This is a genomic window from Rhodococcus sp. WS1 (genome assembly GCF_003797745.1).
Taxonomy (GTDB): Bacteria; Actinomycetota; Actinomycetes; order Mycobacteriales; family Mycobacteriaceae; genus Rhodococcus_F; species Rhodococcus_F erythropolis.
This window is the reverse complement of record NZ_RKLZ01000001.1, coordinates 649,162-671,477: the sequence shown is the minus strand read 5'-3', so window position 1 is coordinate 671,477 and position 22,316 is coordinate 649,162. Positions and strand designations below refer to the sequence as shown.

Here is a 22,316-nt window from a genome sequence, read left to right as displayed (position 1 = left end):
GGGGTGTGCAGTTGAAGATCCGTGGTGCAGTGCTCGAAGAGATCGGCCGGGAGCGTCCCTTTGCGGAGTCGACTCCGATTTCGATTTCGGAACTCGACCTCGAATCCCCGGGCCCGGGTGAGATCCTCGTCAAGATCGAAGCTGCCGGGCTTTGTCACTCCGACCTCTCCGTGGTCGACGGGAATCGCGTTCGCCCCGTGCCGATGTTGCTGGGCCACGAGGCAGCTGGTCGAATCGTCGAACTCGGCGACGGCGTTGATTCGTTGTCGGTGGGCACCCGCGTCGTGATGACTTTTCTTCCGCGGTGTGGCGAGTGCGCGGGATGCGCCACTGACGGCCGGATGCCGTGCACGGTGGGTAGCGCCGCCAACAACGACGGCAGTTTGCTCGGTGGCGCGCAACGACTGCGGCGCTCCGGCGAGAGCGTCAAACATCATCTCGGCGTTTCGGGTTTCGCGACGCATGCGGTGGTCAACGCCAAGTCCGTAGTTGCCGTCGAAGACGATATTCCGGCCGAGATTGCAGCCGTACTCGGTTGCGCGGTGTTGACCGGCGGGGGAGCGCTACTCAACGCGGCCAAGCCTCGCCCGGCGGACACTGTGATGGTGGTCGGCTTGGGCGGCGTCGGGATGGCCGCAATCCTGACGGCGCGGGCACTCGGGGTCGAGAACGTCATAGGCGTCGATGCACTGGAGTCCAAGCTGGCTCAGGCCCTGGAACTGGGCGCGACCGAGGTCTTCACACCGTCCGGCCTGTCCGAGAGTGGCGTTCGCGCAGACATCGTCGTCGAAGCTGCGGGAAATGCTCGGGCGTTCGAGACAGCCGTGGCTGCGACGGCAGCTGGCGGCACGACCGTCACGGTCGGGTTGCCTGCGCCTGACGCGCGCTCGTCGATCTCGCCGCTCGGGCTGGTGGCCGAAGCGCGGACCATCATCGGCAGCTACCTGGGATCCGCCGTCCCCGCCCGCGACATCCCGATCTACGCGCAATTGTGGCGGGACGGGAAGCTACCGGTCGAGAAGCTCATCTCCTCGCGAATCGAGTTGGACGACATCAATTCCGGCATGGACGAACTGGCCGATGGAAAAGCAATCCGACAGGTCATTATTTTCGAATCGGAGTAGGCGCGCATCGGTGTTATGCAGCGGAAATGAGAGGGTTGCGCCTCCGAGAGCCCCACGCCTCGCCGCGGAAAATCGTTACCCCTTGTAACGCTCCTCTCGTACTGGACGACTACTCGAATGACGTTGCGTGACGCCCCGGGGGTCGGTCGTACGTTTTCCAAAAGTTGATTGGGGAGAAGATATGCCGGTTCGTGGGTTCTTTTCGCGACATCGAATACTGGCGGGTGCAGTAGCGCCCGCAGCGCTCGGCGTGGCCGCACTGGTCGCGGTTGCGGTCGCAGTGGACTCTCCGGAGTCACGCACGATCGAGACGCAACTGACGTCGTCGGTCACGGAGTGCCACGACATGGTGAGTATCGCGGTTGCCGGTCGACACGACACGCCGGATGCTTCGACGGTGAAGATGTTGCTGGGAGCCGACGGGAAGCCGCTGCCGGCCGCCCTGTCCGGTGACTACAAGAGTGAACGCGTCGACCAGGTGATCAACCCGGCAGGCTCGGTCAACGCGAACAAGCCCGGCTCGTACGCAGCGGTGTACATCGCATATCCGGCCAACATGGCGTCCTACGAGGACGCCGTCGCTGCCGGTGCTGCAAATACGCAGTCCGTGATGAGTGCCATCGCCAAGGAATGCCCGAAGACTCAGTTCTCGATCGTCGGTTACAGCGAGGGCGCCGATGTGGTGCGTCGTGTGGCGATGGACATCGGTACGCAGGAGAACAACGAGTTCGGTGTCGACCCGGACAAGGTTGTCGGCGTGGTCATGCTGGCGGATGCAGGCCGCGAAGCCGGCGACGGTACGTTCCTCGGTGCCAAGAATCCGTTCACGAACCCGGACAACTTCGATACGAAGTACCAGAGCGGCACCTCCGCGACACCCGGCGAAGGTGTCCTCCCCGGCACTGCCGGAGGTTTCGGCAAGCTGAACGGCAAGGTCGCGTCCTTCTGCTCGGACGGTGACTTCACCTGCTCGGCTCCCAGCAACATCTCTCTGTTGATCTTGGCGGCAAATGTCGGTCGGCAGTTGAACATCGACCAACTCGAATCACAGGGTCTGAACCCGGCCACCGGCCAGGACGTCGCGGTGGTGTTCGGCCAGATCGTCTTCGAGGCGTTCGCAGACATTTCGTCGAATCCCAACTGGATGCAGAGTGACGAGACGTTCCTTCAGGTGATGCTCAAGGTCTCGGATCCGGAGTACAAGCCCGGTAAAACACCCGCGCCGGCGCCGGTAGCCGAGGGCGAGACGGTATCTACCGACAAGGTGTCTCCGCTGGCATATCTGCCGCAGAAGCTTTTCAAGGAGATCGTCGGTCTGATTGCTACCAACCAGAACACGATTCCCGTGATCTTGAGCGACCCCTACCAGCAGACACTCGCTCCGGACGTCGGACACCACTTCGATTACTGGCGTGATGCGGACGCGGCCAACGGCAAGCCGTTGACTTCAGCTGAGTACGCAGCGGCCTGGCTCACCTACCTCGCCCAGCAGGCGAAGGAAGGAAAGCCCGTCGACACAACGGCGAAGCCGACCCCGGAACAGATCCGCGCGGCAGTCGATGCCTACATGGCCGACGGCAATGCGGAAGGCGACGCAGCAGTGGCTGACGGCACCGGTCAGGCACCGGCCGCAACCACGGGCTCGACGGAATCCGCTGGAGCGCCCGCAACGACGTCGCCGGTACCTGCGGCAGGATCCGCGCCGGTCACATCGGGAGCAGCAGCGACGCCGACTGGTTCGGCCGCGGTCACTCCTACGTCGACTGTTCCGACCTCACCGGTTGCGGGAACGGATGCGACGACGGCGCCCCCGACCACGACGGTGACGTCGACGACGACGACGAAGGTGCCGGTTCCGAACCCGTAGGGGTCCTCGCGACATTACGTCACCAATAGCTCGGTCACAGGCTGCGATCCGCAAGTAGTTGCGGATCGCAGCCTGTTTTGTATGTACGGGTTACGTACGGCGACGGTTGGTGCTTATCGTGGAAGGGAGGTTTCCGGATCACGAATCGTGGGTTTCACCGTGCACGAGCTGTCTATTGCGCAGAGTGTGGTCGAGGCCGTGTGCGAGCGTGCCGGCGACCGACGAGTAGCGAGCGTGCGGCTTGAAGTAGGGCAAATCTGCGCGGTGGTTCCACACTCTCTGCTGTTCTGCTTCGACGTTGTCACCGCGGGTACTCACGCCGAGGGTGCCAGCTTGCACATCGATGAGATTGCAACCAGCGCGCGATGCAAAAGCTGTGGCGTGACTTTCTCGCCCCCCGACATGTTCTTGTTGTGTGGGTGCGGCAGTGCTGATGTCGAGGTGCTTGCCGGCCGCGAGTTGCGGATCCTGTCGATGGAAGTGAGCTGAGCATGTGCGCGACGTGTGGGTGCGGGGACGCCACGGGACCTCGGGTGTCGGTCGTCGCCGGCGGAGAACACGAGCAGGACGACAGCCATGGGCACGGTCACCACCACGACCACGACCATGACCATGACCATGACCATGGGCACGGTCACTCCGACCACACTGTAATTCTCGAGCAGCAGGTGCTTGCCAAGAACGACGGCATTGCGGTTCACAATCGTGAGTGGATGCGGGGCCGCGGAATCACGGCGCTCAACATCATGAGTTCGCCCGGCGCGGGTAAGACGACATTGCTGGCGCGAACGATCCGGGAACTAGGACGACAACGACCGATTGCCGTGATCGAAGGTGACCAGGAAACCCGGCTCGACGCCGAGCGGATTCGTGAGGCCGGCGCGTCAGTGGTCCAGGTCAACACGGGGGCGGGCTGTCACCTCGATGCCGAGATGATCGACCGCGCGCTGCGCGCCTTGGACCCCGCGGACGAGTCGCTGCTTCTGATCGAAAACGTAGGAAACCTGGTGTGCCCCGCGCTCTTCGACCTGGGTGAGGAAGGCAAGGTTGTCCTAATATCGACGCCGGAGGGGGGCGACAAGCCAAAAAAGTACCCGCACATCTTTGCCGTCGCGGACCTCGTGGTGATCAACAAGATCGACTTGCTCCCGTACGTCGAGTTCGACGTCGATGCCTGTGTCGCGCAAGCGAAAATCCTCAATCCTGCTGTGCGCGTTGTTGTTTTATCGGCCACGACAGGTGAGGGCATGGACGAGTGGTACGAGTGGATCGGTAGTCGTTCGGCGATTTCTCCGGTGGCCGTTGACAACTGATCTGCTCGGGTAGTTAATGAAATGAGTGGGTGCCACGCAAGTGGGCCGAGGTTCGACTCCGGTGGCGTCAGCGTTTCGGTGCCGCAGCAATTTGAGGCCATAGCGTGTCAGGCAGTAGCGGCGCCGAGAATCAGGCGCAAGTGCACCCGTGAAAGCGGCTGACATGGACACACAAAAATCGACTGCTGGCACCACGGCGGAACCTGCCTCCGAAAGCGCAGCTACCCCCGAAAGCGCAGCGGCCAAAGCGGAAGAAACTCTGATCCACGTGCTGTGGATCAATGCCGGTCTCAGTTGCGACGGTGATTCGGTGGCGCTCACCGCGGCCACGCAACCCAGTATCGAGGAGATCGCGCTCGGTGCGTTGCCCGGCCTGCCTCAGGTGGCGGTTCATTGGCCGCTCATCGACTTCGAATGTGGACCGCAGGGCGGCGCTGACGATTTCCTGGAATGGTTCTGGAAAGCCGACCGAGGAGAATTGGAACCCTTTGTTCTTGTTGTCGAAGGATCTATACCGAACGAGAAACTTCACGACGAAGGGTACTGGTGTGGTTTCGGGAACAATCGCGAAACCGGCCAACCGGTCACCACGAGCGAATGGCTCGACAAGCTGGCACCGAAAGCCACTGCGGTAGTTGCGGTCGGCACGTGCGCAACCTACGGCGGCATACATGCGATGGCCGGCAATCCGACCGGTGCGATGGGCGTGCCGGACTATCTCGGGTGGACCTGGAAATCGAAGGCGGGCATCCCGATCGTGTGCGTTCCCGGGTGTCCCATTCAGCCGGACAACCTCTCCGAGACCCTGACCTATCTTCTGTACATGGCCACTGATCAGGCGCCGATGATTCCCTTGGACGAATCCCTCCGCCCGCAGTGGCTTTTCGGTGCCACCGTTCACGAGGGCTGTGACCGTGGCGGGTACTACGAGCAGGGCGAGTTCGCGACGGAGTACGGGTCGCCGAAGTGCATCGTCAAGCTGGGATGTTGGGGACCGGTCGTGAAATGCAATGTCCCCAAACGTGGTTGGATAAACGGAGTCGGCGGGTGCCCTAATGTCGGCGGGATCTGCATCGGCTGCACGATGCCGGGATTCCCGGACAAATTCATGCCGTTCATGGATGAACCACCTGGCGGCAAACTCTCCACCAATGCGGTGGGAATGTACGGGTCCGTGATCCACAGTCTGCGCCGGATCACCGGTCACACGTTGGACAAGGAACCGCACTGGCGCGAGCGCGGGTCGAAGTTGCTCACCGGTGCGACGCGTACGTGGTGACCGACCGGATACCTTCAAATCAGTTCGTGAGCAACGTCTCTGGGAGGCACTGCAATGACGGCCATCGTTCCCGAACCCACCTCGACTGCGGACCGCGACGGTCTTGTCGAGATGGCGTGGGACCCCATCACCCGAATCGTCGGCAGTCTGGGTATCTACACCAAGATCGACTTCGCCAATCGCGAAGTGGTGGAGTGCCACAGCACGTCGTCGATCTTTCGTGGGTATTCCCTGTTCATGAAGGGGAAGGACCCGCGCGACGCGCATTTCATCACCAGTCGTATCTGCGGCATCTGCGGTGACAATCACGCCACGTGCTCGTGCTACGCACAAAACATGGCGTACGGCGTCAAGCCGCCGCATCTAGGCGAGTGGATCGTCAATCTCGGCGAGGCCGCCGAGTACATGTTCGACCACAACATTTTTCAAGAGAATCTGGTCGCAGTCGACTACTGCGAGAAGATGGTCTCCGAGACGAATCCCGGTGTGCTGGCGCAGGCAGAGAACACGCGCTGCCCGCACGAGGAGCAGCACGGTTATCGCACGATCGCGGACATCATGCGGACTCTCAATCCGTTCACGGGTGAGTTCTATCGCGAAGCGTTGCAAGTCTCGCGTTCGACTCGCGAAATGTTCTGCTTGATGGAGGGTAGGCACGTCCACCCGTCGACGCTCTATCCCGGCGGCGTCGGCACCGTCGCGACGATCGAACTGATGACGGACTACATGTCGCGGCTGATGCGGTACGTCGAATTCATGAAGAAGGTCGTGCCGATGCACGACGACCTGTTCGACTTCTTCTACCAGGCGCTGCCTGGTTACGAGAAGGTTGGCCTGCGGCGGACCCTGCTGGGTTGTTGGGGATCGTTCCAAGACCCCGAGTACTGCAATTTCTCGTACAAGGACATGACCGACTGGGGCCGGAAGATGTTTGTCACTCCCGGTGTGGTTGTCGACGGAAAGTTGGTCACCACGGATCTGGTGGACATCAACCTCGGTATCCGAATCATGCTGGGGTCCTCGTATTACGAGGACTGGAGTGATCAGGAGATGTTCGTCAAGACCGATCCGCTGGGTAACCCGGTCGATCGCCGGCACCCGTGGAATCAACACACCAACCCTCACCCGCAGAAGCGGAACCTCGAGGACAAGTACAGCTGGGTCATGTCACCGCGATGGTTCGACGGAAAAGACAACCTCGCTCTGGATACCGGCGGGGGAGCATTGGCTCGTCTGTGGAGCACCGCTCTTGCCGGCCTGGTCGACATCGGATACCTGGAGTCGACCGGACACAGTGTGAAGATCAATCTTCCGAAAACAGCACTGAAGGGTCCTGTCTCGCTCGAGTGGAAGATTCCAGAGCATGGCAGCAATACTCTCGAAAGGAACCGTGCGCGAACGTATTTCCAGGCATACGCAGCAGCGGCTGCCCTTCACTTCGCAGAGAAGGCGCTTGTCGAGATCCGGGCAGGCCGTACCAAGACGTGGGAGTCGTTCGAGGTTCCGGACGAGGGAATCGGTTGCGGATTCACCGAAGCCGTCCGCGGAGTTCTCTCACATCACATGGTGATTCGTGACGGCAAGATCGCGAACTATCACCCGTACCCACCGACCCCGTGGAATGCGAGCCCGCGCGACAGCTACGGAACCCCCGGTCCGTACGAGGATGCCGTGCAGGGTCAGCCGATCTTCGAGGAGAACGATCGAGACCACTTCAAGGGCATAGACATCATGCGGACCGTGCGTAGTTTCGATCCCTGTCTGCCGTGTGGTGTTCACATGTATCTCGGCGGCGGTAAGACCCTGGAGAAGTTGCACTCTCCGACGCAGTCCGTGACCGGGGAGTGATCGATGGAGCATTCGGCCGACTACTGGCGCGGAGCAGGGGAGCGCATCGAGACGTTGTTGCAGGCCAATGCCGGTGCAGGCCCGGTGGCCAGGGATCGCGCCGAGCAACTGGTGCGCGAGGTCGTGCAGTTGTACGGCGCCGCACTCGAACGCACCGTCGCACTGGCGGATCCGGCCATGATGGATGCGATGGTTCGCGACGATCTGGTGTCGAGCCTCCTACTGGTGCACGGACTTCACCCGCACGACGTCGAGACCCGCGTACGCACTGCGCTCGACAGCGTGCGTCCGTACCTCGGCTCGCACGGCGGGGACGTCGAACTGATCGAGGTGGCGGACGGCGTGGTGCGGCTACGGCTTCTCGGAAGCTGTAACAGTTGCCCTTCGTCGTCGGTGACCCTCGAAACCGCGATCCAGGACGCGGTGCAGGCGGCGGCACCCGAGACCACCGGAATCGACGTCGAAACACCGGATTCGCACGAGCTGAAGTCGGGTGTGATCTCGGTCGAGTCCCTGTTCTCGCACGTACACGCCGACGGGGGAGGCGCGCACTGGGTGGAGGTCCCCGAATTTGCCGAAGTCGACGCGGGTGAGGTCGCGGGTTTCCGGGTATCGGATACCGATCTGTTGGTCTGCCGCTCCGGTGACGATCTGTACGCGTATCGCGACCATTGCCCCGTATGTGACCATTCGATGGCGGGGGCTGTGCTCGAACGCATGATGGGCCTTCCTGTCCGAGACGCCGCTGTCCTTACCTGTCCGACGTGCTCTGCCCACTTCAGCGTGTACGGAGCGGGTGCGCGGGTCGGCACCGGCTCCGAGCACCTGGCGCCTCTGCCGGTGCTTATTCGCGACGGTGTGCTCTCGGTCGCGCTTGCCGACGATTCCGTGTTGCCGGTGACCTAGCCGTGGACGAAGCCTGGTCATGAAAACCACTGTGGGAGAGGTGCTCACGCGAATCGCCTCGACGCGCGCCGTTCCGACCGGGCCGCTGTGTGAGATGTGCGCGGCGGGCATAGGTGACGAACACCAACACGTCGTGGACGTACAGGTCCGGAGCCTGATGTGCGTGTGCCGTCCCTGCTATCTGCTCTTTGCGCCGGTCGACGCGGATCTCCGATACAAAGCGGTTCCCGATCGGTATCTCGAATTTCCGGGCTTCGAACTCGCCCCTGGCCGGTGGGAGTCCCTGGAAATTCCTGTCGGCCTGGCATTCTTCTTTCGGAACTCACTCCTCGACAAGTACATAGTCTTCTATCCGGGACCTGCCGGAGCTACCGAATCCGAGCTGCCCATCGACTCGTTCGAGACTGTGCTCGCGGAGAATCCGGGGCTCTCGCAGATGCGGGCCGACGTCGAGGCGTTGATTGTCTCGGTGCCCACGTCAGGACAATCGCCGAGATGCTTCGTTGTTCCCATCGACGCCTGCTACGAGCTGGTGGGCAGGCTGCGCACCGTGTGGCGCGGATTCGACGGTGGCCAGGATGCAGCGCGCGTGGTGGACGAGTTCTTCGGGCGCGTCGAGGCGCGAAGCAGGTCGGCATGACCGTCCTCGACTTCTCGGTCGACAACGTGGAGGTGGAACCGTATGCGGTTACACCAAATCTGACGGTGAGATTGAGGATGTCGGAGACTACCGGCGCGACCGTCCGAGCAGTCGCTCTACGCGCACAGGTTCGAATCGAACCGCACCGCCGGCCGTACTCCGACGAGGAAGGCGACGCCCTGCGCGATTTGTTCGGTCCGCGGGAGCGTTGGTCGAGTACGCTGCGAACCTTCTTGTGGATGGAGTGTTCCGCGGTCGTTCAGGGATTCACGGAAACAACGGTCGCGGCCTTACCCATGGCGTGTACGTACGACTTCTCGGTGACGGCGTCGAAGTACATGCACGCACTCCGTGACGGAACGATTCCGATCGTGGTTCTACTGAGCGGAACCGTATTCACCGACGGGCAGCGCGGTTTCTCGGTACAGCAGATCCCGTGGGACAGATCTGCTGCCTACGAATTGCCGGTCGACGTGTGGAAACAGCTGATGGCCACGCATTATCCGGCCTCTGGTTGGGTACGCCTCGACCATGAGACGATTGCCGATCTCGTGCGATTCAAGGCAGCGCACGGCTTCACGGACCTCGATTCAGCCGTGCGGCAGTTGCTCACGGCGAGCGAGGTGCCCCGATGACCCGAACTGAGATGGATCACGACGTTCGGGCCGTGGCCGACGCTGTCCTGTACGAGGGATATCTTCTCTATCCTTACCGGGCCGGCTCGGCGAAGAATCAATCCCGTTGGCAGTTCGGGGTTCTCGGACCGCCCGGCGCCGCCGGTGACGGAGTCGGCGAGGAACCGTCGATGTCCGCCCAATGTCTGCTCGGCGAACTCGAGCGGAACGGCGCCGAAGTAACGGCGACGGTGAGATTTTTGCACCACCAGTCGCGGACGGTTGAACGACTCGGCGCCGGCGGCGCGTGGATTCCGGTGGATCGGTTGGTAGTCGACGGGCACGAGGCGATCTCGTGGGACGAAGCCACCGAATCCGAGATCGTCTTGGGTCCGTGGGGTCTGGACGAACTCGAGGCCGGTGTCGAAGGATCCTTCTGTGCGGAGGGAGTTGTCGACGGAGAGACTCTGGCGGATTCTCGGGGCCGGGTAGTCGGACGGGTCGTTCGGACACGGCTTCCGGTGACTGGCCGCTTGGAATTGAACGCCTCCGCAGGGGACAGACGCAGGGTGATCTCCGTGAGCATCATGAACGACACGAGCGTGGACATGAGGGACAAGGGCACGGCCACGGCGCAGTCGATGCTCGGCACTCACGTCATTTTGACCTGCGCAGGCTCGAGGTTCGTGTCGTTGTTCGACGAACCAGATCACTCGGAGCCGCTGCGGCAAAATCGCTGTTATCCCGTGCTTGCGGGGACCGAGGATCCGACTCGCCCCGGTACATCGCCCACCGTTCTGGTGTCACCGATCATCCTGTACGACTTTCCCGAGATTGCGCCGCAGAGCGAAGGATCCCTGTTCGACTCGACGGAGATCGACGAAATTCTCACCCTGAGAATTCTGGCCATGACCGAAGAGGAAAAGGCGCGGGCGCGGGCGACCGACTCGAAAGCTGCCGACATCATCGACCGATGTGAAAGCTTGACGGCCGACGATCTAGCCGGCCTGCACGGCGTGCTGCGAGATTCGAATGCCGGTTCTGATCTGATACCCGAGGTGCCTGACGGCGTGGACTGGTGGACGCCGGAAGCCGACACCAGTGTTCAACCACGCACCGACGCAGTTTTGATCAACGGCGTCCGCGTCTGCGGTGGAAGTACGGTTCGGCTTCACCCCTCACGTCGCGCTGATGCTCAGGACCTGTTCTTCGACGGCCGGATCGCCCACGTCGCCACCATTCATGAAGACGTGGACGGCGACATTCATGTTGGGGTGACGCTCTTGGACGACCCGGCCGCCGATCTACATAACTGGTACGGCCGCTACCTGTACTTCGCGCCGGACGAGATAGAGCCGGTGCCGCGAGACGGCGCGAGTTGACGTACTTCACGCTGTCGTACTTCACGCTGTCGGACTTCACAGCTTTCGGACTTCACTGCTATCGAGAGGAGAACCCGCCATGAGGAGCATGGGATTGCTGTCGACGGCACTTCTCGGCGCCACCGCGATCGCAGCCGCGATCGTTCTGGTGGTGTCGATGCCGGACATCCAGCGCTATCTGCGAATGCGAAAGATGTAAAGCACTGTGCGCGTGCTGATTGCAGGCGTCGGAAACATATTTCTCGAAGACGACGGATTCGGCCCCGAAGTTGTTCGAGCGTTGCAGCATGAGAATCTCCCGACGGGGGTTCGCCTGGTCGACTACGGGATTCGTGGTGTGCATCTGGCATACGACTTGTTGGAGTCGTGGGACGCGCTGGTGCTGATCGACGCATTACCGGTGACCGGAGTGCCGGGGAAGCTTGCGATCATCGAAGTGGATCCCGAAAGTGAAGGTCCGCAAAGAGGTTTCGACGCACATTCCATGCATCCGAGTTCGGTGTTTGCCAGCCTGCAGGCCCTCGGCGGAACACTCCCGCGGACGTTCGTGGTGGGGGCACACGCGAAATCGATTGGCGACGGAATCGGATTGAGCACAGAGATGCGTGATTCGGTCGGGCAAGCCGCCTCTGCGGTGATGGCACTCGTCCGGTCGATCGACGTGGATTGTGATGCCACCACTTTGGGGCCGGAGGTGTGAGTCATGTGTCTGGGGATTCCGGGACGGGTACGCGAACTACTGGACGGATACGGCGGTCAACTCGCCCTCGTCGACGTGGAAGGTGCACCGCGCAAGGTCAACATCGGGATGCTCGACGAAGGCACCGTCACGGCAGGTGACTGGGTGGTGATCCACATGGGCTTTGCAGTCGAGAAGGTCGACGAACAGGGAGCACAGCGCGCTCGGGCCGGCCTCGAACTGATGGGCCGTGGTCAAGACGGTGAGATCGACGAATCCGATACTCGTACCGGCGAGGTCGGGACATGATGATCGCCAGTCGTGTCATCGTTCGTGGCGTAGTCCAGGGTGTGGGATTCCGGCCGTTCGTTCACGCGACTGCGACCGAACTGGGACTGTCGGGTTCGGTGGGAAATTCTGCTCTCGGGGTCGTGATCGACATCGAAGGCGACGGAGAGGCAATCGATGCATTTGTCGCTCGGGTGCGAAACCGCCCCCCACCGCTGGCGCGAGTGGAGTCGATAGAGCGCGAGGACTCGCCGCCGCTAGGTCGTCAGGGGTTTTGCATCATCGAGACGGATGCGGGGGCGGTCGGGCGAACCTTGGCGCCGGCCGACGTCGGGATCTGCGACGACTGCCTGCGGGAGCTGACTGATCCGAGCGATCGGCGATATCGTCATCCCTTCATCACCTGCACCAATTGTGGTCCACGATTCACGATCATCGAGTCGATGCCCTACGACCGGGCCGCTACGACGATGAAGCGGTTCCCGTTGTGCGCGAACTGTGCGGCGGAGTACGTGGATCCCTCCGACCGCCGGTTTCATGCGCAACCGATTGCCTGCCCGGAGTGCGGTCCAACGCTTTCGTTTGTGGAAGGCGACGCGCCCACGGAGACCGGCGAGGGTGCACTGCTACGAGCCCGATCGCTGCTACGAGACGGGAAGATTCTTGCTGTCAAGGGAATTGGAGGATTCCACTTGGCCTGCGATGCGCGTGATGATCGCGTGGTTCACGAATTGCGTGACCGCAAGCATCGACCGAGCAAGCCGTTGGCGGTGATGGTGCGCGATGTGAGAGAAGCCAGAGCGCTGGGTGTGGTCGGGGATGCCGAGGCCGATGCCATGTCCTCGCGCGAGCGTCCCATAGTGCTGGTTGCCAAAGCGTCTGGATACACGCCGTCTCCCTCGATTGCCCCAGGCATTCCGGACATCGGAATCATGCTGGCCTACAATCCGATTCAACATCTTCTTCTCGGGTTGGCGGGAGACGCTGCGGGCCCCGCGGCGTTGGTGATGACGTCGGCGAACATCGGTGGCGAGCCAATTCTGTACTCCGACGACGATCTCGAACGGGTGGGTGACCTGGCCGACGGGGTGTTGACCCACAACCGTCCGATCTTGATGCCGTGTGACGACTCGGTGATGCGAATAGTCGGCAACGGACGACAGTTGCTTCGTCGCTCGCGCGGATATGCACCGCTGCCCGTTGCGGCGCCGTTCGATTTACCGCCCACCTTGGCGGTCGGGGCCGATCTGAAGAACACCTTCTGTCTTGCCGAGGGTGCGTATGTCTGGCCGAGTCAGCACATCGGAGACATGGGCGACCTCGCTGTCCTCGACAGTTTTGCTGCCTCGGAGTGTCACTTCGAGTCGATCACCGGAGTAGTGCCGCACCAGATTGCCTGTGACGAGCATCCTCGGTATCGCTCGTCCTCGTGGGCTCGCAGTCGTAGTGGCGACCGACCGGTGCGCGTCGTCGGGCATCACCACGCACATGTGGCTTCCGTGATGGGGGAGAACGGCCGGGACGGGAGCGAACCGGTTCTCGGAATAGCGTTCGACGGCACCGGTTACGGGGCGGACGGCGCAGTGTGGGGAGGGGAATTGCTGCTGGCGACGTACAAGGGTTATCGCCGTCTCGCGCATCTGGGATACGTACCGCTGCCAGGGGGCGATGCCGGAGTGGAACGACCGTACCGAATGGCGCTCGCCCACCTCTGGCATGCCGGGTTGGACTGGGAATCCGACCTCGCGCCGGTGGCAGCCTGTCCGCCACGAGAGCAGTCGGTCCTACTTCACCAGTTGGAAACCGGTTTCGGGTGTGTGGACACCTCGAGCATGGGGCGGTTGTTCGACGCAGTCTCCTCGCTGACCGGGGTTCGTCAGAGCGTCGACTACGAAGCGCAGGCCGCCATCGAACTGGAGGGCATTTCGAGGGGAGTCGACTGCGCCCCGTCGCGGTACACCTTCGACTGGGTGCAGTCGGACGACGATTCCTGGACAGCTGATCCGCGGTCGGTCATTCGGGCCGTTGTCCGTGATCTCCGAGCGAAGGTGCCCGCCGACGTGATCGGCGCGCGCTTCCACGAATCCGTCGCGCACCTCGTACTCGAGTGGGCAATCCGTGGCCGGGAACTGGCGGGAGTGGACGAGGTAGTTCTCACCGGAGGCGTGTTTCAGAACCCTCTCCTGCTCGTCCGGGCGTGTGCCCTGCTCGGAGAAGCCGGATTCACGCCGTTTACAGGACTGCAGTTACCACCGAACGACGGTGGTCTCGCCTACGGCCAAGTGCTGGTCGGGAGTTCGTCATGAGGTCAGGAGTTGTGCCATGTGCCTAGCCGTACCAGGACGTATCGAGTCCTTGGAGGAACGCGACGGAACGACGATGTCGGTGGTGAACTTCGGTGGCGTCCGAAAAGAAGTGTGCCTCGAATACATTCCGGGCGCCCGAGTCGGCGAGTACGTCGTGGTGCACGTCGGATTCGCCATCCAACGACTCGACGAGGAATCCGCGCGCAGCACGCTGGCGGAATTCGAACACCTCGGCGTACTCGAAGAGGAATTCGGTGACGGGTTCGCCAGGGCTGCCCGGGCCGCCGGGATCGAACCGAAGGAGACGGAATCATGAAGTATCTGGACGAGTTCTCCGATCCGGAACTGGCCGGCAAACTGCTGGATCAGATCCGCGCGCTGGCCACGCGCCGATGGGCGATCATGGAAGTGTGTGGTGGTCAGACACATTCGATCATCAGGCACGGCATCGATCAACTACTCCCAGAGCAGATCGAGATGATTCACGGACCTGGTTGCCCGGTCTGCGTCACGCCGCTCGAGATCATCGACAAAGCTCTCGAAATCGCGGCAAAGCCCGATGTCATTTTCTGTTCATTCGGGGACATGTTGCGAGTTCCGGGGAGTTCGTCGGATCTGTTCCGGATCAAGAGCGCCGGCGGCGACGTTCGCGTGGTGTACTCACCGTTGGATGCACTGACTATTGCCAAGGAGAATCCGGACCGGCAAGTGGTGTTCTTCGGGATCGGATTCGAGACCACAGCGCCGGCCAACGCCATGACCGTCTATCAGGCCAATCGCCTGGGTATCAAGAACTTCTCGCTGCTCGTCTCGCACGTTCTGGTCCCGCCGGCAATGGCCGCGATAATGGACTCGCCAGAGTGCCGCGTGCAGGCATTTCTGGCGGCCGGGCATGTGTGCAGTGTGATGGGAACGTCGGAGTACCCGGCCCTCGCCGAGAAGTACAAGGTCCCGATAGTCGTCACCGGATTCGAGCCGCTGGATCTCCTGGAGGGCGTCAGAAAGACTGTGCTGCAGTTGGAATCGGGTCGACACGAGGTCGAAAATGCCTACGCCCGTGCTGTCACGGCGGAGGGCAACACCGCAGCGAAAGCGATGCTCGAGGATGTGTTCGCGGTGTCGGACCGGACGTGGCGCGGCATCGGATCGATCCCGGACAGTGGTTGGCAGCTGGCGCCGAAGTATGCGTATTTTGATGCGGAAGAACGTTTTTCGGTGACCGATATCCACACCGACGAGTCGAGTGTCTGCCGGTCCGGTGAGGTATTGCAAGGCTTGATCAAGCCACACGAGTGCAGTGCCTTCGGGAAGGAATGCACTCCGCGGAATCCACTCGGTGCCACGATGGTGTCGTCCGAGGGGGCGTGCGCTGCGTACTACCTGTACCGACGCCTGGAACTGCAGGAGGCGGGTCATGCCGGCTGAGGAGACCGCTGTCGTGGACCTGTCGGCATGGGTGTGCCCACTGCCGCTGCGTGATTCGCCGAACATCGTCATGGGACACGGCGGTGGGGGAGCGATGTCCGCCGAGCTCATCGAGCATCTGTTCCTGCCCTCGTTCGGAAGCGCTGCCGATGCCGAGCTCGGCGACTCGGCCGTATTCGACGTCGGCGGGGTGCGGCTCGCCTTCTCGACGGACTCGTACGTCGTGAAACCTATGGTGTTTCCCGGCGGAACGATCGGCGATCTTGCGGTCAACGGAACGGTGAACGACCTGGCGATGGCGGGAGCGCAACCCTTGGTGATGTCGACGGCATTCATCCTCGAAGAAGGGACCGCGTTGACCGACATCGCGGGGATCGCGAAGGCGCTCGGGCGGGCTGCGCACGTTGCCGGCGTTCGACTGGTGACGGGTGACACCAAAGTTGTCGATGCCGGTCACGGCGACGGAGTCTTCATCAACACCGCGGGAATCGGGATTGTCGCCGACGGGGTGGACATCAACCCCACTCGCGCACAAGTGGGTGACGTCGTGATCGTCAGCGGCGACATCGGTGTTCACGGGGTGGCCGTGATGAGTTGTCGCGAAGGTCTCGAATTCGGGACCGAGGTGCGCAGTGATTGCGCGTCGCTCAACGGCGTGGTCGCCGACATGATTGCCACCGGCGTCGACATCCACGTCTTGCGCGACCCTACCCGGGGCGGAGTTGCCGCCACTCTCAACGAGATCGCTCAAGCGTCGAATATCGGTGTTGCGCTGGTGGAACGAGATCTGCCGATTCCCGCTGACGTGCGCGACGCCTGTGGGCTACTCGGTCTGGATCCTTTGTACGTCGCCAACGAGGGTAAGTTGATCGCCTTCGTTCCGCGAGAAGACTCCGACCGAATTTTGGAAGCGATGCGCGGTAATCCACTGAGTGCGGGAGCTGCCGTGATCGGGGAGTGCGTGGCCGAACATCGCGGAATGGTGGTGGCGCGTACGGCATTGGGAGGCAATCGGGTAGTGGATTTGCCGGCAGGTGAACAACTTCCGCGGATCTGCTGATGACTGCCGTCGGTATGAACGGACCGGCGTTGTTTGCCCGCTACGCGTATCCGCCGAACGAGTTGGGTTACTGCGGACCCGACGATCCTTCAGCGCTGCTTCGTCTGGCCAGCGGCAACTCGGGCAGCGGCGACCGTGATCGCGCTCGTCAATTCGACGGTGCGTGGCCGTACCTCGAGGCATTGGCCGCAAGTGCGGGCATCGACGATCCTCTCGATCCGCGAGTGATCGAAGCCTATTGGGTAGGAGGTGATCTCCTCGACTCGCTTGATTCGGGGGCGTTGTTGCAGCACTTGAGGGGGGCATTCGGTGAACGCGAAAACACCGGGTTTCTCCCTGCCCTCGGGGATCGGGACCGCGCGCTCGCGCACCACAGTTTTCACGTATTTCTGGTGTATCCGTGGGTCAAGCTTCTTCGGAAGCGCGGTGCGGTCCCACTGTCCGTCCTCCAGAACTGCCGGATCAGATGGGGAGTGGTCGAGGACGTGAGTGAGGAGCACGCGTTGGTGGTTTCGTCCCCGCTCGAGTTCGACGGTGAGCAACTCGTACGCGGCACGCCGGTGACGCAGCGAGTGCGATGGAGCGTTCACGGCCGCTCACTCGCACCGACGCCCGTCCAGGGCGCCTTGGTGACGATGCACTGGGATTGGCTGTGTGACAACATCACGTCAGAGCAATCACGGGCATTGGATGCCGCGGAAGACTCGGCATTGCGGATCGCGACCCGGATGCTGTCGACGTGACAGGCCCTGTCAGAGCAGGGACCACGGTCTGGAGGATACGCAGGTGTCAGGGCACGAAAAAGGTTCCGAGGCCCGGTGTTCCGATCGCCTGGGGATCGACGTATGCGACGACCTGACCCGAGCCCGGACGAATGGTGACGGGTTGTGCATCCAGTGTCGGAAATGATGCGGATCCGTACGCTCCGGTGCCGAGACTGAGCCAGTGGACGACCGCGGAGTGGGGGTTTCCGTCTCCGGGTGCGCGTTGCACGTGCAGCACGGCGACGCCCGGTTCTTCGCCGACGATCGCTGCAAGGTGGGGAGTGGGCAAGTCGACGAGCGGGACGTAAGGGTCGACCTGGAACGGAACCGTGCTCGGCGCCGCTGCCGCAGTACCCGGCATCATCACGCCGGAGATCGCAAGGGCCGCAAAGACCGCGGCACCGGTACGTGCAAAAGCGTTGAGTGCAGTCATACGATTGGACGCTAGTCGCTTGACCGGCGATTCGGTGCCGTTTCGCGTTTCAATCGGTGGCGGGGTGACGTCGACGCCACCGCCCAGTGGTACGCGAAGGTACTCGGAATGGCGATCGAGATAATCGGCCCCACGGCACGCACTGCACTGAAGTTCGGAGATCAGAAGATCAATCCGAGGCCTCTCGGATCGGCGGAGCAAGACCCGGCCTGGACCACCGGCGCCGTCGAGACGGCAGGTTCCGAGGATTTGTGCTTCATCACTCTTGCGTCGCCTGGAACTGTCCGTGAGCACCTGGAGAACTGTAGGGTCGAGGTGCTCGACGGGCCCGTGACCAAACTGGGTGCCCTCGGCGAGATGGTCTCGCACTATTGTCGTGACCCCGACGGAAGCCTCATCGAGATCACCGTCTACCCGTGAACCAACCACTCCGAGGAGAAATTACTCCAGATTCAATGTCGTTCAGTGCTGCCTCCGCCGGCTGTCGACATCTTTCCCGGCCGTGCACTTGGAATCCTCCTTCGTCACCGGACTTTGCGGGTCCCGCTTCTCTGATCGTTCGTCCGCGGTCCGCGTCCGTCGGACTGTTCTCTTCCAGATCGCTGATCGAACTGGTTTCGAGAAGGTGTCGGACCGGCGTCCGATGGCTTTCGAGGGGGATCTAGCTACTTCCATCGTCTATCGAGTGAGCGAGGGTGGAGACGGTGCGCTTTCGGTGGGTTGTTGCCGGTTGCACTGTGTCGGGCCAGTCAGCAGTTTCTTCCAGCGCCCAGTCGGCCCATTCTGCGATGTGGTTGAAGTGGCCGATCATGAACCGGTTGGCCAGTGCCATCAGATGATTCTGCTGGGGGAGTGTGCCGGCTTCGGGGGCCGAAATCCGTTGTGCGTGTGAGACGAACAGACTTCGGGACCGAGTTGCCTGTTCGCGCATGGTGGTCAGGTTGGTCCGCAGGTCGGCGATCGTGCCTTGGTTGGCGAAGATCACGCGGATCATGCCTTCGAACTGCAAGGCGGGGGGTGTGGCCTGGGTGGCGAGCCAGTCACTCAGCGCTGTGCGACCTTCGTCGGTGATGGAGTAGACCGTGCGCGAGCGCTGAGTGCCTTTCGTTACCGTGCTCGCCGTGACCAGACCGCGTTCAAGCAGTATTTTGGGGGCGTTGTATCGCTGTCGGTCTGCGCTGGGCCACAACTCGGCGACCCCGCGTCCGACCTGTTCGGCGATCTCGTATGCCGACCAGTCCTTGACCGTCAGCAGTCCCAGGATCATGTACGAGGTAGGTGTGAGATCACGCTGAGCCACATGGCTCCCTTCGTTCCGCGGTTACATCCGAGCCTACAAGTGCTACTTCCCTTCACCGTTTGCATCCTCGGTGTCGGCGATGTCGTCGGATGTGTCCTGAGCGGGCTTGCCGTAGATGAAGGGGACGAGCGCTGCAGCGACGGCAGAGGCCGGGGCGAAACCGTCGGCCGTGGGTGCCAGATTTCCCCACACCACCAAGGTCACGTCGTTGACCGGGTCGTACCCCATGAACGAGTTGTAGCCGGGCAGTTCGCCGATGTGGCCGTACATCGGACCCATTTGAGCGATACCGTATCCGTATCCTGCGGATCCTTCGCCATCTGTGGGTTGCACACTGTTCAAACGCAACTCTTGTGTGGCGGGACTCAGGAGCGAACCGGTTCCCAGAGCTTTGACCCATGTCGCCATGTCGTTTGCAGTCGAAATTCCCTGACCTGCAGACCATGTCCACGAGGGATTGTGCCTAGTGGTGTTGGTCGGTTTTTCGGTGCCTGCGGCGATCGCGTCGAGGCGAGATTGTGGGAGAGCCTCTTTGCCTTCGCCGAGCGTTTCGACGTTGCCACTGTAGGTGTAGCCGTCTGCAAACGGAGTCGGGATGCTGGTGTCGGTGTTCGCAGGAAACGACGTCCCTGCGAGTGCGAGTGGCCCGAAGAATCGGTCCGCGAAGATCTGCTGAATCGGCTTGCCGTCCAACTGCTCGGCGATCAAGCCGAGGAGAACGGTATTGGTGTTGGAGTAGTGATAACCGGTGTCGGGCGCGAAATACGGCGGCTGGCTCAGCCCCATTGCCAGCAGTTCCTCGGGTGTCCACACCCGCTCCGGCTGCTCGTCGAGCGCCCGGTTGAGTTCGAGGGTTTCGGTGTAGTTGTACAGGCCGCTACGCATGTCGAGTAGGTCGCCGATGGTGATGTTGTCGCCGTTGGGGACATCTGGGCGGAACTTGCTGACCGGATCGGTTACCGCAACCTTGCCTTCGTCGACCAACTGCAGGATGGCCGTACCGGTCCAGGTCTTGGTGTTCGAGCCCACGCGAACCTTGGTGTCCAGAGTGGGAGGCTCGTTCACGCCTTCCCTGACCGAACCCCATGTGTTGACGTACTTCTGCGTCGGCGTCGTGACCATGACCACCATTGCGATCTCACGGAACTCTTCTGCCTTCTCGGAGACGACGGAATCCATTGCGGCGCTGTCGAAAGACAAGACGGCGCTGTCCGCAGACCCGGCGGAGGTCGGCGGGGACGACGAGGGGGACTCGGAATCGGTTGCGGACGAACAGGCTGAGAGCAGCAATGCCGTAGCGATGCAGGCCACAGCCACTTTGCGGGTCTTGACGTTGTGAAAGGACGTCGACTTCCCAAAAGGGTTCATAGAGGGACTTTAAGCGATACTGCACTCTGCATGCTGCACTTTGCAGTAAATTACGACAAATCAGTCATGCATCCTCAGGAGCGTCCATGCCGCACACCACATCAGTTCGCGCCGTCGCTGCGTTGATCAGCGTCGGAGTAGTCCTCACCGCATGTTCGGCGAAGCCGTCGAATTCCGATTCGGCATCGGCTCCGGCGCAACAGGTTCCCGAGGAGGCAGCCCGCATCATGGCCACCGATCCGTACGCCATGGCTCGGTGGTCCTATCTCTTGGTCGACCCCGCCACCGACGAGGTGATTTACAGCAACAATGCTGATAGCTCTATGTTTTTGGCTTCCCAGACCAAACATTTCACCGTCGGCACCGCCTACGACACCCTTGGTGTAGACCACACTGTCACCACCCCCGTTTATGCCACTTCTCTCCCCGTCGAGGGCACCCTTACCGGTGATCTGGTGCTGGTCGGCTCCGGTGACCTCGCGCTCGGTGGGCGCAACGCCGCACAAGGCCGATTCGATTTCGCCACCGACGGCATCGACCACGTCTACGCCGATGCCCTGCCAGGAGCCGTTCTCGCGCCCGGTGATCCACTGTCAGGCCTGAACGATCTCGCACGACAAGTAGCCGACGCCGGCATCACTCGGGTAAACGGCGACGTTCTGGTGGACCCTCGTCTGTGGGACACATACTCGACAGTCGAAGGCCTGGTCCCGTCGATTTTCGTCAACGACAACCTCGTCGATATCCAGGCGAGTCCGGGTGCGGTAGGTGAGCCCGCCGCCATCGACATGCTTCCCGGCAACGGCCTGTTCCGCGTCGATGCTCAGGTCACCACGGGTGAGGAAGGTAGCGACTCGACTCTGAAGGTTGCGGCCGATCCGTCCGATCCCACCCAGATCAACGTAACCGGGTCGGTACCGGCTGGAAAGACATCACTGACTGTCTATCGCATTACCGACGCGCCGACGTGGGCGCGTCAGCTGTTCGTAGAAGCACTGCGACGCAATGGAATCGAGGTTGCATTGGTATCTCGTACGAACAGCACGGCTGCCCTGCCTGTCGATCGGACATATTCAGGAAGTCGACAGGTTGCGAGCCTGCAATCGGCACCAATTTCGGAGTCGGGAGGGATGATTCTCGCGACAAGCTACAACACGGGCGCGAACACTTTCTTGTGTCTGTTGGCAGTAGCGACAGGATCGTCGTCGTGCAGCGACGGTCTGCCCACCGTGCGGGCACTCGCCGAGAAGGCTGGTATTGCAGCATCCGACCTGGTGGTCATGGACGGTCAGGGCGGAGACCCGTCACAATCGACGCCCGCAGCCGTCCTCCAGTGGCTCGACTGGGTGGACCAGCAGCCATGGGCCGATACGTTCTGGGCAGGTCAACCCGTACTCGGTGAGCGAGGCTCGTTGTCGGGCGTGGGAACCGACAGTCCGGCAAAGGGGAAGGTCATCGGTAAGACGGGAACATCCGCCGACGTCGAATCTGACACCGGCAGGTTGATAGTCACTCTTCAAGCGTTGTCGGGTTACATGATCACCCCCGACGATCGCCGACTTCTGTTTGTCGTCGCCGTCAGCGATGCAGTGTTTCCCGACCTGCCTAGGGGCGTGTTCCAAGTCGGGGGAGACGTCGGTGGTGTTGCCGCTGCATTCCAACAAGCACAGACGAATTGACGGGGCGAGACGGAGGTCCGGCGTTCGGGCGCTCATCCCTT

Annotated in this window: 22 protein-coding genes and 1 pseudogene; 20 read left to right on the top strand and 3 right to left on the bottom strand. The window is 61.9% G+C overall.

Features of this window, described 5'->3' with window-relative positions; translation table 11 throughout:
* The first annotated feature begins 11 nt into the window (after nt 1–11).
* The 18 genes from EEB12_RS02995 to EEB12_RS02915 all read left to right on the top strand — a co-directional run bounded on the left by EEB12_RS02995 (nt 12) and on the right by EEB12_RS02915 (nt 17,474).
* Nucleotides 12–1,124 (top strand): alcohol dehydrogenase catalytic domain-containing protein, encoded by a 1,113-nt coding sequence (locus EEB12_RS02995; RefSeq protein ID WP_024487609.1) that lies wholly within the window; start codon nt 12–14, stop codon nt 1,122–1,124.
* Nucleotides 1,125–1,305: 181 nt separating this feature from the next.
* Nucleotides 1,306–2,991, top strand: a complete 1,686-nt coding sequence (locus EEB12_RS02990; protein ID WP_021343994.1) for a cutinase family protein — start codon at nt 1,306–1,308, stop codon at nt 2,989–2,991.
* A gap of 159 nt (nt 2,992–3,150) precedes the next feature.
* A complete protein-coding gene (locus EEB12_RS02985; protein ID WP_141487856.1) occupies nt 3,151–3,480 on the top strand; it encodes a hydrogenase maturation nickel metallochaperone HypA in 330 nt (109 codons plus the stop codon).
* Between the two features lie 2 nt (nt 3,481–3,482).
* Nucleotides 3,483–4,304: a hydrogenase nickel incorporation protein HypB gene (gene hypB / locus EEB12_RS02980; protein WP_031333268.1), complete on the top strand. Its 822-nt coding sequence runs from the start codon at nt 3,483–3,485 to the stop codon at nt 4,302–4,304.
* 163 nt (nt 4,305–4,467) lie between these two features.
* Nucleotides 4,468–5,583 carry a NiFe hydrogenase small subunit gene (locus tag EEB12_RS02975; protein WP_020969412.1) on the top strand — a complete coding sequence of 372 codons (1,116 nt, stop codon included), beginning with the start codon at nt 4,468–4,470 and terminating at the stop codon, nt 5,581–5,583.
* A gap of 54 nt (nt 5,584–5,637) precedes the next feature.
* Nucleotides 5,638–7,431: a nickel-dependent hydrogenase large subunit gene (locus EEB12_RS02970; protein WP_019748080.1), complete on the top strand. Its 1,794-nt coding sequence runs from the start codon at nt 5,638–5,640 to the stop codon at nt 7,429–7,431.
* Between the two features lie 3 nt (nt 7,432–7,434).
* Entirely contained in the window at nt 7,435–8,337 is a 903-nt protein-coding gene (locus EEB12_RS02965; RefSeq protein ID WP_141487388.1) for a NifU family protein, read from the top strand.
* Nucleotides 8,338–8,356: 19 nt separating this feature from the next.
* Nucleotides 8,357–8,977: a DUF5947 family protein gene (locus EEB12_RS02960; RefSeq protein ID WP_021343999.1), complete on the top strand. Its 621-nt coding sequence runs from the start codon at nt 8,357–8,359 to the stop codon at nt 8,975–8,977.
* Nucleotides 8,974–9,612, top strand: coding sequence for a DUF6084 family protein (locus EEB12_RS02955; RefSeq protein WP_020969415.1), 639 nt, complete (start codon nt 8,974–8,976; stop codon nt 9,610–9,612). The genes EEB12_RS02960 and EEB12_RS02955 overlap by 4 nt, the downstream gene beginning before the upstream one ends.
* Nucleotides 9,609–10,973, top strand: coding sequence for a hypothetical protein (locus tag EEB12_RS02950; RefSeq protein WP_141487387.1), 1,365 nt, complete (start codon nt 9,609–9,611; stop codon nt 10,971–10,973). The genes EEB12_RS02955 and EEB12_RS02950 overlap by 4 nt, the downstream gene beginning before the upstream one ends.
* A gap of 79 nt (nt 10,974–11,052) precedes the next feature.
* On the top strand, nt 11,053–11,172 hold the full coding sequence (locus tag EEB12_RS31120) for a DUF6893 family small protein (RefSeq protein WP_003942178.1): 120 nt from the start codon (nt 11,053–11,055) through the stop codon (nt 11,170–11,172).
* Nucleotides 11,173–11,178: 6 nt separating this feature from the next.
* The gene (locus tag EEB12_RS02945) at nt 11,179–11,673 is read left to right on the top strand and encodes a hydrogenase maturation protease (RefSeq protein WP_141487386.1); all 495 of its coding nucleotides are present in this window, start codon (nt 11,179–11,181) and stop codon (nt 11,671–11,673) included.
* Nucleotides 11,674–11,676: 3 nt separating this feature from the next.
* Entirely contained in the window at nt 11,677–11,961 is a 285-nt protein-coding gene (locus EEB12_RS02940) for a HypC/HybG/HupF family hydrogenase formation chaperone (protein WP_021333538.1), read from the top strand.
* Nucleotides 11,958–14,246: a carbamoyltransferase HypF gene (gene hypF, locus EEB12_RS02935; RefSeq protein WP_141487385.1), complete on the top strand. Its 2,289-nt coding sequence runs from the start codon at nt 11,958–11,960 to the stop codon at nt 14,244–14,246. Before EEB12_RS02940 ends, hypF begins: the two co-directional genes overlap by 4 nt.
* 16 nt (nt 14,247–14,262) lie before the next feature.
* The gene (locus tag EEB12_RS02930; protein WP_020907459.1) at nt 14,263–14,562 is read left to right on the top strand and encodes a HypC/HybG/HupF family hydrogenase formation chaperone; all 300 of its coding nucleotides are present in this window, start codon (nt 14,263–14,265) and stop codon (nt 14,560–14,562) included.
* On the top strand, nt 14,559–15,671 hold the full coding sequence (gene hypD / locus EEB12_RS02925; RefSeq protein WP_141487384.1) for a hydrogenase formation protein HypD: 1,113 nt from the start codon (nt 14,559–14,561) through the stop codon (nt 15,669–15,671). Before EEB12_RS02930 ends, hypD begins: the two co-directional genes overlap by 4 nt.
* The gene (hypE, locus tag EEB12_RS02920; protein WP_141487383.1) at nt 15,661–16,731 is read left to right on the top strand and encodes a hydrogenase expression/formation protein HypE; all 1,071 of its coding nucleotides are present in this window, start codon (nt 15,661–15,663) and stop codon (nt 16,729–16,731) included. Before hypD ends, hypE begins: the two co-directional genes overlap by 11 nt.
* On the top strand, nt 16,731–17,474 hold the full coding sequence (locus EEB12_RS02915) for a DUF6390 family protein (protein WP_141487382.1): 744 nt from the start codon (nt 16,731–16,733) through the stop codon (nt 17,472–17,474). The genes hypE and EEB12_RS02915 overlap by 1 nt, the downstream gene beginning before the upstream one ends.
* Nucleotides 17,475–17,520: 46 nt before the next feature.
* On the opposite strand, the gene EEB12_RS02910 is transcribed toward EEB12_RS02915, so the two are convergent.
* The gene (locus EEB12_RS02910) at nt 17,521–17,928 is read right to left on the bottom strand and encodes a hypothetical protein (protein WP_019748092.1); all 408 of its coding nucleotides are present in this window, start codon (nt 17,926–17,928) and stop codon (nt 17,521–17,523) included.
* A gap of 60 nt (nt 17,929–17,988) precedes the next feature.
* On the opposite strand from EEB12_RS02910, the pseudogene EEB12_RS02905 reads away from it, so the two are divergent.
* Nucleotides 17,989–18,348: pseudogene (locus EEB12_RS02905) on the top strand (VOC family protein); the annotation flags it as partial.
* Between the two features lie 241 nt (nt 18,349–18,589).
* Here the strand turns inward: EEB12_RS02905 and EEB12_RS02900 are convergent.
* Both EEB12_RS02900 and EEB12_RS02895 read right to left on the bottom strand, forming a co-directional pair.
* On the bottom strand, nt 18,590–19,228 hold the full coding sequence (locus EEB12_RS02900) for a PadR family transcriptional regulator (RefSeq protein WP_020969422.1): 639 nt from the start codon (nt 19,226–19,228) through the stop codon (nt 18,590–18,592).
* Nucleotides 19,229–19,270: 42 nt separating this feature from the next.
* A complete protein-coding gene (locus EEB12_RS02895) occupies nt 19,271–20,596 on the bottom strand; it encodes a serine hydrolase domain-containing protein (protein ID WP_070385291.1) in 1,326 nt (441 codons plus the stop codon).
* A gap of 86 nt (nt 20,597–20,682) precedes the next feature.
* On the opposite strand from EEB12_RS02895, the gene EEB12_RS02890 reads away from it, so the two are divergent.
* Nucleotides 20,683–22,275 (top strand): D-alanyl-D-alanine carboxypeptidase/D-alanyl-D-alanine-endopeptidase, encoded by a 1,593-nt coding sequence (locus tag EEB12_RS02890; protein ID WP_141487380.1) that lies wholly within the window; start codon nt 20,683–20,685, stop codon nt 22,273–22,275.
* Nucleotides 22,276–22,316 lie beyond the last annotated feature (41 nt).

Excerpts from the sequence above, each read along its gene's own strand:
- EEB12_RS02955 (WP_020969415.1), top strand. The coding sequence starts at position 8,974 with ATGACCGTCCTCGACTTCTCGGTCGACAACGTGGAGGTGGAACCGTAT.
- EEB12_RS02890 (WP_141487380.1), top strand. The coding sequence starts at position 20,683 with ATGCCGCACACCACATCAGTTCGCGCCGTCGCTGCGTTGATCAGCGTC.
- EEB12_RS31120 (WP_003942178.1), top strand. The coding sequence starts at position 11,053 with ATGAGGAGCATGGGATTGCTGTCGACGGCACTTCTCGGCGCCACCGCG.
- EEB12_RS02930 (WP_020907459.1), top strand. The coding sequence starts at position 14,263 with ATGTGCCTAGCCGTACCAGGACGTATCGAGTCCTTGGAGGAACGCGAC.
- hypE (WP_141487383.1), top strand. The coding sequence starts at position 15,661 with ATGCCGGCTGAGGAGACCGCTGTCGTGGACCTGTCGGCATGGGTGTGC.
- EEB12_RS02950 (WP_141487387.1), top strand. The coding sequence starts at position 9,609 with ATGACCCGAACTGAGATGGATCACGACGTTCGGGCCGTGGCCGACGCT.
- hypB (WP_031333268.1), top strand. The coding sequence starts at position 3,483 with ATGTGCGCGACGTGTGGGTGCGGGGACGCCACGGGACCTCGGGTGTCG.
- EEB12_RS02940 (WP_021333538.1), top strand. The coding sequence starts at position 11,677 with ATGTGTCTGGGGATTCCGGGACGGGTACGCGAACTACTGGACGGATAC.
- hypD (WP_141487384.1), top strand. The coding sequence starts at position 14,559 with ATGAAGTATCTGGACGAGTTCTCCGATCCGGAACTGGCCGGCAAACTG.
- EEB12_RS02965 (WP_141487388.1), top strand. The coding sequence starts at position 7,435 with ATGGAGCATTCGGCCGACTACTGGCGCGGAGCAGGGGAGCGCATCGAG.
- hypF (WP_141487385.1), top strand. The coding sequence starts at position 11,958 with ATGATGATCGCCAGTCGTGTCATCGTTCGTGGCGTAGTCCAGGGTGTG.
- EEB12_RS02910 (WP_019748092.1), bottom strand. The coding sequence starts at position 17,928 with ATGACTGCACTCAACGCTTTTGCACGTACCGGTGCCGCGGTCTTTGCG.
- EEB12_RS02975 (WP_020969412.1), top strand. The coding sequence starts at position 4,468 with ATGGACACACAAAAATCGACTGCTGGCACCACGGCGGAACCTGCCTCC.
- EEB12_RS02970 (WP_019748080.1), top strand. The coding sequence starts at position 5,638 with ATGACGGCCATCGTTCCCGAACCCACCTCGACTGCGGACCGCGACGGT.
- EEB12_RS02915 (WP_141487382.1), top strand. The coding sequence starts at position 16,731 with ATGACTGCCGTCGGTATGAACGGACCGGCGTTGTTTGCCCGCTACGCG.
- EEB12_RS02895 (WP_070385291.1), bottom strand. The coding sequence starts at position 20,596 with ATGAACCCTTTTGGGAAGTCGACGTCCTTTCACAACGTCAAGACCCGC.
- EEB12_RS02990 (WP_021343994.1), top strand. The coding sequence starts at position 1,306 with ATGCCGGTTCGTGGGTTCTTTTCGCGACATCGAATACTGGCGGGTGCA.
- EEB12_RS02960 (WP_021343999.1), top strand. The coding sequence starts at position 8,357 with ATGAAAACCACTGTGGGAGAGGTGCTCACGCGAATCGCCTCGACGCGC.